Source organism: Paenibacillus endophyticus (genome assembly GCF_014192395.1).
Classification (GTDB): Bacteria; Bacillota; Bacilli; order Paenibacillales; family Paenibacillaceae; genus Pristimantibacillus; species Pristimantibacillus endophyticus.
This window is the reverse complement of the sequence record NZ_JACHXW010000026.1, coordinates 14,517-27,371: the sequence shown is the minus strand read 5'-3', so window position 1 is coordinate 27,371 and position 12,855 is coordinate 14,517. Positions and strand designations below refer to the sequence as shown.

Here is a 12,855-nt window from a genome sequence, read left to right as displayed (position 1 = left end):
ATACGCCTTCCTTCTTCATTTCATTTTGTCATTTAATTATGGGCGAAGCAAGAATGGGGAATATTGCGGCGCGATCGTTTTGTCATGACCGGCGGGCAGATCGTACAAGAAAGCAGCGAGCGCCACAAGTGATCGCCGCCGCTTATCCTGTTGTCGTTATTTGGTCGTCGCGTACCAGTCGTTAATTTCCTTCGATACGGCTTCCCCGCCGGAGGACATGAACTTGGATTGGAAATCGGCAAGTCCTTCGATGGACTCGGCGCCCGCGATCAATTTAACCGTGTAGTCGCCAACCATCGTGCCCAGTTGCTGATTCGTTTTGGAGTATTGCTGCATGTAAGGAGCAAGACCCAGCACGTTTTTGATTTTCGCTTCGGCCGCCGTCTCGTTGTTCAGGAAGCTGAACGCTTCGAACATCACCGGATTTTTGCGAACGCGCGCCTGCCAGTATTGCGGATAGTTTTCTTCGTCCGTGCCAGCCATGTAGTTGTTCGCCAGGTTGCGCTCGTCGGTAAAGATCGGCTGGATTGGCTCGTAAGCGCCGTCTACTACATTATAGTGCGTGCCCTCGACGCCGATCGCCATGTTTTTGAACGTTTCCGTCTCCAGACTCGCGTTGATCCACTTGATGGCTTCTTCCGGATTATTCGATGCTTTCGGGACGTACGTCAGGCGGTCGAAGCCCGCGTTAGCCGCGAAGCCTGCTTCGCCGTTCGGACCTTTAAGCGCCGGTATGAAAGCGAATTTAGCTTCCGGCTTTGTCTTCGTAAGAGAATCCGAGATGGCCGGAATGTCCGCCCAGTGAACGACGATGGCGCCGGCCACGCCGCTCGCGAATTTCTCTTTCGCCGTAGCGTCTTTGTTGGCTACAAATTCGCGGTCGATCAGCCCTTGCTCGTACAGGCTGCCTACGTAAGCGACATAGTCCTTGTAAGCCGGATCCATAACGCGCGACACCAGCTTGCCATCCACGTCGTTCCATGTATTGGCGATGCCGAAAGCGCCGACGAGGTTGTCGATCATCGATTGGTCGCCTTTGATCGTAAGCGGTACGTTACGGTCACCGTTGCCGCCCGGATCCTGCTCCTTGAATTGCTTCAGCACGTTCGTCAGCTCATCGGTCGTCGTCGGCATGGACAGACCCAGCTTGTCGAGCCAATCCGTGCGAATCAAGATGGAGCTGTTGATTTCGTACGTGACGGTTGTCGGGATCGCATACAGCTTACCGTTCACCTTTAGCGCTTCCATCGATTCCGGCTTGATGGCCGCTTTGATGTTTGGACCGAATTCTTCGATAAGCGGCGTCAGGTCGACAAGGGCGCCTTTCTGCGCGTAATCCGAATACAATGCCATGTCGCTGTAGGAAGTGACGATGTCGTACGCTTCGCCCGAGGACATGATCAGGTTCAGCTTCTCCGCCCATTTGTCTTGGGGCAGCATATCGTATTGCACTTTATAGCCCGTTTTTTCTTCGAGCAGCTTGGCTACCGGGTATGCATTGTAATCGTCGTTCTGCCATACGTTCAATCTTTTCAGGCCTGGCTTCTCCGCGTCCGGCTTGGCCGTCGCTTCGGTTCCCCCGTTCGTTCCGTTGCCGGATCCTTCGTTGTTCTTGCCGTTGTTGCCGGCACAAGCGGCCATTGTCGTAACCAGAAGCGCGGACATAGCCATGACGGACATCAGTTTGTAAGCTTTTTGCATAATGAGACCCTCCTGCAATTAGTATAATCTATATCATTAAGTTTCCATCAACGTTCCGGATGGCGGGCGATTCTCCGGTACCTGAAGTCATGCCCTGACGCTCATCGCGCAGGAAGCTGCTGGAAAAGTTAATGCCCTCGGAATGTGTTTTGCCCGTCTGCGATCAACAAATCAACCTTTGACGGAGCCGATCAGCACGCCTTTGATAAAATATTTCTGCAAGAAAGGATACACTAGCAAGATCGGAATCGTGGATGCGATGACCGTTGCCGACCGAACGCCTTCCGCCGGCACGTTCATGAGATCGTCGGCAGACTTGTCGAGTGCCGAAGACGTATCCGCGTTCATGACGATGTCCTGAAGGTACAGTTGCAGCGGCTTGAGCGACGAACTGTTAATGTACAGCATCGGGTGGAAGTAGTCGTTCCAGAATTGAACGGCGTAGAACAGGCCGATCGTCGCAAGCACGGGACCACTTAGCGGCAAGATGATGCGGAACAAAATCGTGAAATTGTTCGCGCCTTCGAGCTTGGCCGATTCTTCAAGGCTCGTCGGCAAGCTTTCGAAATAACTTTTAATGACCAGCAAGTTGAATACGCTGATGAGCGCCGGATAAATGAGCGAACCCAAATTGTTGATGAGGCCTAGCTCGCGGATCAATAAATAGTTAGGGATGATGCCCCCGTTAAACATCATAGTGAAAATGAACAACACGATGACGATGCCCATGCCCGGAAGCTCGCGCTTCGACAGCGGGTAAGCGGTCAGCGCCGTAATGAGCAGCGACGCCAAGGTGCCGATGACCGTTATGAGCACCGATATCCACAGCGAGTTCAGAAACTGGCTGTTCGTGACGACAAACTTCATCGTGTCGAGTTGGAAGCCGACCGGGAATATCCCTACTTGTCCGGCCAGAATCGCCCATTCTTCGCTGATCGACTTGGAGAAGACGTTGACGAACGGGAGCAGCGTGATAAGTCCCATCATAACAAGCACGACATAAATCAAGCCGTCGAGCGCAAAATCTTTGGCAGTTCTTCTATACATGAACGTTCCTCCTTACCAGATGCTGCGATTCAGGAATTTGCGGCTGAGCATGTTGCCAATAACGATAAGCAGGAAGCCGACCGCGGAATTAAATAGGCCAACCGCCGTACTGAAGCTGTAATCCTGCTGGCCGAGACCCATTCGGTACACGAAGGTGCCGATGACGTCCCCGCTTTCGTACACGAGCGGATTGTACATCGTAAGAATTTGTTCCGTCCCCGCCTCCAGCAGACTGCCGATCCGCAGGATGAACATCAGGACGATGGTGGGCAACATACCCGGCAGCGAGATGGACCACATCTGTCTGATCCGCCCCGCCCCGTCGATGGCCGCGGCTTCGTATTGCTCCTGCTCGATGCCCGCGATCGCAGCGATAAAGACGATGGCGTTCCAACCGATTTCCTTCCACCCGGCCGTGAAGACGACCAAACTTCGAAACAAGCCGTTGTCGGTAAAGAACGAGATCGGCTCTCCGCCGAACGAACGAATGATTTCGTTCACGATGCCGCCGCTTGGCGATAGGATGTTAAGGAACAAGCCTGAGATGATGACCCATGAGAGGAAATGGGGCAAATAGATGATCGTCTGGATTGTGCGCTTGAAGAACATGCGCCGCACTTCGTTGAGCATAAGCGCGATGACGATCGGGATCGGGAATAAAATCGTTATTTTGTACAAGCTGATGAGCAGCGTATTAATCAGCACTTGCAGGAATTCGTCCGAATGCCATAGTCGCTCGAACTGCGCTGTGCCTACCCACTCGCTGCCGGATATGCCGCCGAAGATGTTAAAGTCCTGGAAGGCGATGATGATTCCGTACATCGGCGTGTATTTGAACAATAACAAGAATATAAGGCCCGGTATAAGCAGCAAATACATATCCAGGTTGCCTCGAATCAGCTTCCAGCGCCGTCCGCCGGTTCCGAGGAGAGCGCCTTCTCCTTCGTTACGTTTGCTCACGTTCTCCACCTACTTTTCTCTGTCTTGTCTCTCATTGTAGGGGAGGCGGCGAATGGGGAGTAGCGGTCGATCCTTTTATTTCTGGTCTTATTCGACACAGTTTGCTACCGGACCAGGGAACGAAAAAAAACGCAAAGCCTCCTATCGACCCTGCGTTTGCTGGTATATAAAATCAGAAGCGTTCCCTCATGCTTGCTCCTGCATGGAAACCGCCGCGCAGCCTGACTTGCTCGTAGGGAAGCAGCGGGTTGGCGATTCGGCGCAGCATGAGCTCCGCGGCTCTCTCTCCCGCTTCCCTGACCAACAGCAGCGGCCTCGACAATCCCGGCAGCGACGGGTTCTCCTCGTTCTCCATAGCCACGAGGGATATCTGTTCAGGAACGCGAAGTTCAAGGTCGCCGGCCGCTTCGTACACCCAGGCCGCCATCCCCGGCACTGCGCTGATAACGGCCGTGAAAGCCCCGGTGCTTAGTCGCTCTTTAAGCTGCGACAGCCAGAATAGCCGATCCGACGCGGGGCTGACAACATGAATGGCTGGTTCGGCGAGGCTCTCCAGCCCCAGCCGCGCAGCTGCCGCCGTGAACGCCTTCCAGCGAAGATGGAAGCCCCGCAGCGGCTCAATGTCGATCACGTACAGGATGCGGCGATGGCCTCGGCGGTATAGCTCCTCCACCGAACGCTGCATCGCGTATTCAACATCCCAGATGACACTGTCCACCTCCGCCATATCCGGCGGATAGTTGATGAGTACTTTGGGCATGGGCAACTTCAACAGCGCGGTCTCCATCCACTCCGGCAGCGCCGCAGTAAGGAACAGACCGTCCGAGAAAAAGAGGTCGTGTTCGGCAAGCCATGCCTCGAAGGGGGCTCCCTCGGAAACGGTTGGCGGGATGACGAGCGGATACAAGGAATGGCCAAGCTCGTTCAAACGATATTGGACGCCTCCAAGCTGCAACCGATGAAAGTTCGTGTCCCCGATAATCAGCATCGCAAACCGCCGCGGCCTTGCGTTCGTCCAAGGGATCCGCTCCGCGGACATCCCCGCCTCCTGCTCCTTGGTCAGGTAACCAAGCTTTCTCGCCCGATCGGCAACCGCCTTGCGCGTCGACTCCGACATGCCCGGCAGCCCGCGCAGTGCCTTCGACACCGTATGAATCGTCAGTCCCAGCTCATCGGCGATCGTCCGCAGAGTAACCGCTTTCTTTTTTGGCATGGCCTCTCCCTCCCTCCTACATACGAGATTAATTTGATTGTAACAAAAATGAAACTATAATCCAGTCTCTTTCTCTCCTAGAATGAAATCGATTCACCGGTCATGCGACAGACCACAGCAAATTCGAGAGAGGAAGGTCATGATGAAAAAGAGAAAGGCTTGGAACAAAGCGATCGCCCTGCTATGCGCGGCGACCTTGTTATTCTCCGTATTCCCAGCCGGAAATTCGGCCGCCGAGACGGCCGAATTTCCGGCTCCGCACTCGGGAACCCAGATGCTTAGGGGGGACTTGAAAGGCGACGCCGGCAACTGGGCGTACATGGAGCAGGAGGTCGACGGCATCGCCGCGAACACCGACTATTCGTTCGGCATGTGGGTAAAAGGCGACGGCATCGCCACGCTGAAGGTATCCGCGGGGGGCGCAACGGTGTCGTATACGAGGCCGATCGCGACGGGGGAATGGACGTACCATTCCGTCAACTTCAATTCGGGATCGCGTTCGGGCAAAATGACGTTCTCGATCGTGGACAGCGCCGCGACGGCCTATCCGCAAAGCACCGCGGCCGGCGTCATGTACGTGGACGACGTTTATTTGGGAACGAGCGGCGGAGGCGCCAATCTGCTTCAGAACGCCGGCTTCGAAGCCGGAATGAATCTGTGGAATAAGCTCGTAAAAGACGTGTTCAGCGTCGTCGAGGGCGCTTCCGTGCCCGAAGAACCGGGCGATCCGGAAGATCCGCCTGTTGACACGACCGTCTACAAAGGCGTTCGTTCGCTCAAGGCGGAACTCGCCGCCAAATCGAGCGGCTGGGCTTATCTGACCCAGAAGGTGACAGGCATCGCGGCGGGCATGACATACGAGCTTGGCATGTGGGTCAAGGGCGCCGGAGCGGCTACTTTGAAGCTGTCTCAAGGTTCAAGCTCGGGAGGCGCGCTGGCTTTCGTCCGTCAGAAAGCGACGGGTAGCTGGACGTACTGGGCGGCGGATTATACGGCCGCTACCAACGAAGATTTACATGTATCCATTTATGACAGCGCTTACGTTCCAGGATCCGGCATTACGCAAGCGGAAGCCCAGGGCATAATGCGCATCGACGATGTTTTTTTCGGTGTCAAAGGCTCCGGCGTCAACCGTCTGGCCAATTCGGGCTTCGAGGCTTCGGACGCGCTGACGAATTGGACCGTCGCAAGCAATAGCTCTCCGCTCGTGTTCAGCGTGGCCGGAGGAGCCGCGGAACATGAAACGCCGGGCGGCCCCATCGATCCGGTAGATCCAACGGATCCCGTTGATCCTGTCGATCCGGGAGAGCCCGGCAATCCAGACGACCCCGCCAACATTTACGCGGGAAGCCGCTCTATGCAGGCCGCAACCAAAGGCAAGCCAAACGACTGGAAGACGGTGACACAGCAAATCGGCGGCATCGCCGCAGGTACGGACTATAAGTTCGGTGCGTGGCTGAGGGGCAGCGGCGCGGTCACAATCAAGGTGGCCAAAAGCAATGGCGAGAATCTGCACTACATCCGACCGAAAGCGACCAACACGTGGACATACGCCTCGGCGAGCTTCAACTCCGGCACGTACACGGGCACCGTCGTGTTCTCCATCGTCGACAGCGCCGGAGCGGCCTATCCGCAGGCAGAAGCGGCGGGCACGATGTACGCGGACGAGGCTTTCTTCGGCGCGGCCGCGGCGGGCAGCGACAATCTGCTGCTTAATCCGGGCTTCGAGCAGCAGCTCAAATATTGGGGCGGCGACAAGGGTGACGTTTTTACGCGCTACCCCGACCGCTCCGACAACCCGCCCGCCCAGCAATACGACGGCGTCGATAATCTTGGCGTCTACTCCTGGGACCGCAATCCGGACGGCGTCGCCGACTTCGGCGAATGGATCGGACGGATGCCAGCGCTGGCGGAAGATTTCCTCGAGCAGAACACCTGGTCCGATCTCGAAGGCGGCAACCGGCTCGCCGCGTGGGAAGGCACGCCTTTCGCGGATCGCATGATCTGGGCCGCCTATCCGTTCCCGAAATCGGGCGGCAGTCTGGCTGCTTCGGCGAATGGCGACTACAACGACCACTACCGCCAACTTGGCGAGAATCTCGTCGCCGCAGGCATGGAGAACGCGATGATCCGGTTCGGCCACGAGTTCAACGGCGGCTGGTACATCTGGTCGATCGGCAACGCCAACGATCCGAACCATCTGCAGAAAGCCGAAAACTTCGCGGAAGCGTTCCGCCAATTCGTAACGACGCTACGCGACGTTGAAGGCCAGAACTTCAAATTCGTCTGGAATCCGTCCACCTCCATCTGGGGCGTCGATCTCGAGGCCGCTTTTCCGGGGCGGGACTACGTTGATTTCATCGGCATCGACCATTACGACCAGACCTGGGCGCAGAGCGGCGGGAAGCCGTTGTACGGTCCGGAATATCGCGACGCCGACGCGACCGAACGTCTGCGACGTCAAGAGCTTGCCTGGAACGCCCAAGTAAACGACGGCAACTGGGGGCTGAACATGATCGCCCGATTCGCCGAGGATCAAGGCGTTCCGCTCGGCATCTGCGAATGGGGACTCGCGCTGCGCGCCGAAGACGGCATGGGCGGCGGCGACAATCCGTATTTTATCCAGAAAATGTATGAATGGATCGAGAACAATAATGTAGCGTGGCATGTTTACTTCAACGTGTCGGCCAGCGATGGCGATCACGATCTGTACGACACAGTCGCCTTCCCGGAATCATCGGCGAAGTTCGCCGAGTTGTGGCATCCGGACGGCGCGCCGAACACTTCGCCCGCCATCGCTCCTTCGGATATACCCGGCATCGGCGGCGACTATGTGAAGATCGAAGGCGAGGACGGCGTTCTGGCAGGTCCCGTCAACAAGCTGCACGGCGATCCATGGGCATCCGGCGGTCAGTTCGCCGTCATGTACCGCTCGGTCAACTCGCTGACATTCGCGAACGCGAACAAGGCGGACGACGGCATCGCGATCGTCTATCAAGGCTGGCAATCCGATCAGAAGGCTTCGCTTTACGTCAACAACGTGCTGGTGAAACCGAATATTCTGTTCGAGGAGCACGGACGATCCTGGTCCGACAGCTACGGCTACGTCGTCATCGACGATGTGCAGATTCCGGATGGAGCAACCGTAAAGCTGCAGATCAACCCCGACGACGTGATGGACAACTGGGACAACTTCAAGGTCGATTATATCCTGTTGCTTGGCGCGACTGGCGAATATGAGCAGCCCGAGGAGCCGGGCGAAGGAGGCGGCATTGGCAACGGAGCGGACGCGGTAAGCGTCCCCTCCCGCACCTCCTTCACGCGCAGCGGCGTTTGGTCGCTGACGGCGGACGTCAAGGGATCCGGCAATACGAACGGCTCGAGTTATTCGGCGCAGCCCACGCTGACCGCGGGCGTAACCTACGAGTTCGGCGCCTGGATCAAAGGCTCAGGCCGCATGGCGCTCGTTATTCAGAATACGACGTCTTGGGCGGAGGTGCTTGCCAAACCTTTCGCCGCAACGGACGAATGGCAATTCGTATCGGCGACGTACACCCCTGCCGCGTCGGGCAAATACAACATCAAGGTCGGCGACAGGGACAACAGCGGAACGGCGGGGCGCATCTACGTCGACGACGTTCGGCTGTCCCCGCTTGGCGGCGATCCCGTCATCGACGAGAACTTCGAGGACGGAGGCGCGAGGTGGTGGCACCCCGCGGGCCACTTCGCCCCAATCGATTATTCGTCGCAAGGCGACAGCACGGACGCCCATAGCGGCAGCTGGTCGATGAAGCTGGATGCGGCCGCGGGCGAGGCGGGGACGGCAGCCGTCCTCTCCTCGCCCCTCCTTCTTGCGGCGGGCAAACCCTATACGTTCAAGGCCTATGTCAAAGGCGATGCCGCCTTCTCCGTCCGGATTAGCGAAGCCGGCAAAGAGTCTCAGGTGCCGGCCGAGGAAAGCTTCGAAGACGGAACCGGCGATTGGAACGAAGTTTCGTTCTCCTTCATCGCGGAGCAGACGGGCGACTATGAACTGAGCTTGGTCAGCGCGGACGATACGGGCGTTCTCTATCTGGACGATATGCTGCTCTTCACGGACGGCTTCAACAATCTGCTGCCGAATCCCGACTTCGAGCAGGGCAACGTCCATTGGGAAACGGACGGGGCGTTCGTCATTCTGAATATGGACGAGATCGAGATGCCGGATGCCGCGCCGGTAACGGCGAACCCGGATTCGGGCAACATTGTGCCTGGCCAATTGGTCGCGTTATCGACGACGGAGAGCGGCGGCGCCATTTATTACACGATCGCGGGCAGCGCAGCCAAATCGAAGTACGAGGCGCCGATCCGGCTGAACGGTACCACGTCCATTACGGCCTGGACGGAGATCGACGGCAAGCGGAAAAGCCCCGTCAGGACGTTCTCGTACGTAAACGCCGAGGACTTGCTGGTCGATTCGTACGGGCAGATCCGCTCCGCCGAGTTCCCGGGCAAAATTCATAGCGACGTGGAATTCGCGGCCGCGGCCGAATCCGACCATGCTTTCCTGGAGAGCCTGACCGCTCCGGGCGACAGGGATGCCTACGGCGGCCTTGCGGGCAGCAAGGGGGTGTACGGCTTTGAAGAAACCGGCTACTTCCATATCGAGAAGCTGAACGGGAAGTCGGTTATGGTGAACCCGCTGGGCAACCTGTACTTCCATCTCGCCGTAAACGGAACGGGCTACGTCGATGAGACGAGCACGGTCGTCGGTGGACGCGAGTCCGTCTACGAATGGCTGCCTTTCAAGTCCGGCGAGTTCGCGACCGCCTACGACGGCAGCGGCAACTTCTCCTTCTACATCGCGAACGAAATTCGGCGGACGGGAGTACCTTTCGATCAGGCGCGATATTCGGCGGACAGCGTCGACTTCGTCAAGTCTCTTGGGTTCACGGGGCTTGGAGCTTGGTCGAACGCGGCAGGCATGCCGTATGTCGACTGGCTGCCCATGCCGGATTTGAAGATCGGGGACAGCGGCCTGTTCGATATTTTCCACCCGAACATGGTTTCCCAGATGGATACGCGCTTCCAAAATCTTGCCGCCAACGAAGGCGACAGCAATCTGATCGGCTACATGTTCGCGAACGAGCTGCGCTACGACAAGCTGAAGACGGCCGTGCCGGCGGCCGGCGCCTCCACGGGCAGCAAGCTCCGACTCGTAGAGATGCTGGAGGGCAAATACGGCGGCATCGCGGACTTCAACGCCGCGTGGGCGCTCAACGCCCCGAGCTTCGAGGCGCTGAAGGGGTTATCCTTCGCCGCGAAGACGGAGCTTGCGACGCGGGATATGGACGCTTTTACGAAGCTGTATCTGGACGAACTTTATAAACAAATCGCCTTTTATACGAAAAAATACGATCCCGGCCATCTCGTCATGGGCGACCGATGGCTGGCGAACGTCATGAACGACTCCAAGCTGCGCGACTATCTTGCCGAGTACGCGGGCAAATACATGGATGTCCTGACGTACAACTATTACACCTACGACCTCAATCTGGACATGCTGGAGCATCTGTACGGGCTATCGGGCGGCACGCCGTTCATCATGACCGAATTCCATTACGGCGATCCGACGACGGGGCTGACCTTCGGCGCGCGCATGGCCGAGAACGAGACGGAGAAAGGGCTGATGTACAGCAACTACGTGGAGAAGGCGGCCGCTTCCGGCTACGTCGTCGGCGCGAACTGGTTCGCGTTCCTCGATCAGGCGCCGACCGGTCGCTGGTTTCAGGGATTGGACGGCGAGGCAGGCGCGATTGGCCTTCTTAATGTCGCGGGTCGGCCCTACAGACAGTTCCTCCAGTCGGTATCGGACACGAACGACAAGCTCTACGATCTCATGCTGGGCAGCATTGCGCCTTACCAGCACACCTTCAAGCCCGGGCAAACCGAACGGACCTCGGACAAAAAGCTGGACGTGCCGCAGTCCGCGACGGCTCCCGTTCTCGGCGATTTCGAGCAACCGTGGGATCAAGCCGTCACGGCCAATCTCTCCGACATCGATCTGGTGCTCGGCGTCATGAAACAAGGCATCGGCGCGCGGATGAATTTGACCTGGGATGACGAAGCCCTCTATCTGCGGGCGCATATCGACGATCCGACGCCGCTGTCGAGTCCGAACGTCGTCAAGGCGCTTACGGTCCCCGCGGCCAAAGCTTATCTGTGGGCGGGCGATGCGATCGAGCTGTTCTTCGGCCCGGACAACGTGAACGACGGCGGCTCGATGCAGTTCAGCGATACCCAGCTGCTGCTGGCCGCCGCGATGGACGAACAAGGCGTCATGCATACGGCGTCCTACTGGTACGGCTATAGGGAGCAAGAGCAGCCGCCTGTCGAAATGGCGGCAGAGCTTGACGCGGACGGGCTGGGATACACAATCGAGGCTCGCATCGCGTTCGCCGATATCGGCATCGACAGCGCCGCGGACGGCACCGTCATCCGGTACGACATGGGCTTTGACGAAGGCGGCGCGAAAGGCCGGGAACGCCAGTTCTTCTGGAACGGCGTGGACGGCAACTCCTCCAACCGCGAGAAGTGGGGCCAGATCGTGCTGAAAGCGGAGGCGCCGGAGCCCCCGGCAACGGGCGGCAATGGCAACGGCGATTGGAGCTCGGCATCTGCCGGCGGAAGCGGCATCCTCGTGAACGGCAAGCCTGCTGATGTTCCCGTCTATCGCAATGACGGCAACGCGTACGAAATCGTCATGCCGGAGAACGGCGGGACGGCGAGCTTGACCGTCTCGGCGACGGAGCTGGCCCGCATGGCGTCGGAGCATCCCGGCTCCTTCGCGCTCGTGAAGTCGCCAACCGGCAGTTACCGTCTGCCGACGAATTGGGCTAGCTTCGTCCCCGGCTTCGAGGAGCTGCTGGCCGCCAAAGGACTGATCGCCGCGCAAGCCGCCTTCCGGCTGACGCTCGCGGACGCAGCAAGCGACGCCGCGACGGGGCAAGCGGTCGCATTCCAGACGACGCAAGGCAAGCTGCTCGCTGGCGTATCGTTTACGCTGGAAGTGATTCATGCCGTAAACGGAGAACGTATCGCCGAGCTGTCGGAATTTAAGTTGCCGATCGTCCGCACGGTCGCGCTCCCGACTTCTGCTAACGGTTCAATGGAGCTGCCGGAGCTGTATGGAGCATGGAAGCTGGAGGAAACGTCGGGCAAGCTGCAATTCGTGCCGCACCGACTCCTCTTGGAGAACGGTAAGGCCTCCGTTGTCATCTCCTCGATGACGAACAGCACGTACATCGTCGCTTCAAACCCCGTTTCGTTCAAAGACGTAGCCGCGGGCATGTGGTATGCGGATGCGATCGAGCTGGCCGCGTCGAAGCGGCTCGCGATCGGCACGGGGGCAGGCGCCTTCGCCCCTTCCCGCTCCGTGACGCGCGCGGAATTCGCGCGGATGGCCGCGAATCTGCTGCAGCTTCCGGCAGCTGATGGGAATGCGCCTTCCTACATCGACGTGCCGAAGCGACATGCCTATTACGACGCCGTCTCGAAGCTGAGCGCGGCGGGCTTGCTAAGCGGGCTTATCGCGGAAGAAAGCAATCGCTTCCTCCCGGATCAAGCAATAACGCGGGAGGAGATGGCCGTCATCATCGCGGCGATGGCAAACGCTCTGAAAGTTGTGCCGGCGGCGGAAACCATGGATATGGTAGTCAAGTTCACCGACTTCGCCAGCATTCGCGCCGTTTATGCAGACGACGTGCGGATCGCGTACGAGCTCGGCGTCATGAAGGGCGTATCGGCAAATGCCTACGAGCCTCAAGGCGCGGTTAGCCGCGCGCAGGCTGCGACCGTGCTGGTCCGCATGGCCGAACGTTTCGGATTTATCGACGAACCTAGCAAATGATCTTATTCATGCGAAGGATATTACAACGGATTTGAAAAATGGCGGT

5 protein-coding genes are annotated in these 12,855 nt (G+C 58.3%); 1 reads left to right on the top strand and 4 read right to left on the bottom strand.

Features of this window, described 5'->3' with window-relative positions:
* Positions 1–156 precede the first annotated feature (156 nt).
* The 4 genes from FHS16_RS27665 to FHS16_RS27650 form a co-directional block, all read right to left on the bottom strand.
* Complete coding sequence (locus tag FHS16_RS27665) at positions 157–1,701, bottom strand: extracellular solute-binding protein (protein ID WP_183570349.1); 1,545 nt, start codon at positions 1,699–1,701, stop codon at positions 157–159.
* 171 nt (positions 1,702–1,872) lie between these two features.
* Complete coding sequence (locus FHS16_RS27660) at positions 1,873–2,748, bottom strand: carbohydrate ABC transporter permease (protein WP_183570347.1); 876 nt, start codon at positions 2,746–2,748, stop codon at positions 1,873–1,875.
* A gap of 12 nt (positions 2,749–2,760) precedes the next feature.
* Entirely contained in the window at positions 2,761–3,708 is a 948-nt protein-coding gene (locus FHS16_RS27655; protein ID WP_183570345.1) for an ABC transporter permease, read from the bottom strand.
* A gap of 172 nt (positions 3,709–3,880) precedes the next feature.
* Positions 3,881–4,921, bottom strand: a complete 1,041-nt coding sequence (locus FHS16_RS27650) for a LacI family DNA-binding transcriptional regulator (RefSeq protein ID WP_183570344.1) — start codon at positions 4,919–4,921, stop codon at positions 3,881–3,883.
* A 139-nt stretch (positions 4,922–5,060) separates the two neighbouring features.
* Here FHS16_RS27650 and FHS16_RS27645 point away from each other — a divergent pair, with 139 nt between their 5' ends.
* Positions 5,061–12,809 carry a carbohydrate binding domain-containing protein gene (locus FHS16_RS27645; RefSeq protein ID WP_183570341.1) on the top strand — a complete coding sequence of 2,583 codons (7,749 nt, stop codon included), beginning with the start codon at positions 5,061–5,063 and terminating at the stop codon, positions 12,807–12,809.
* Positions 12,810–12,855 lie beyond the last annotated feature (46 nt).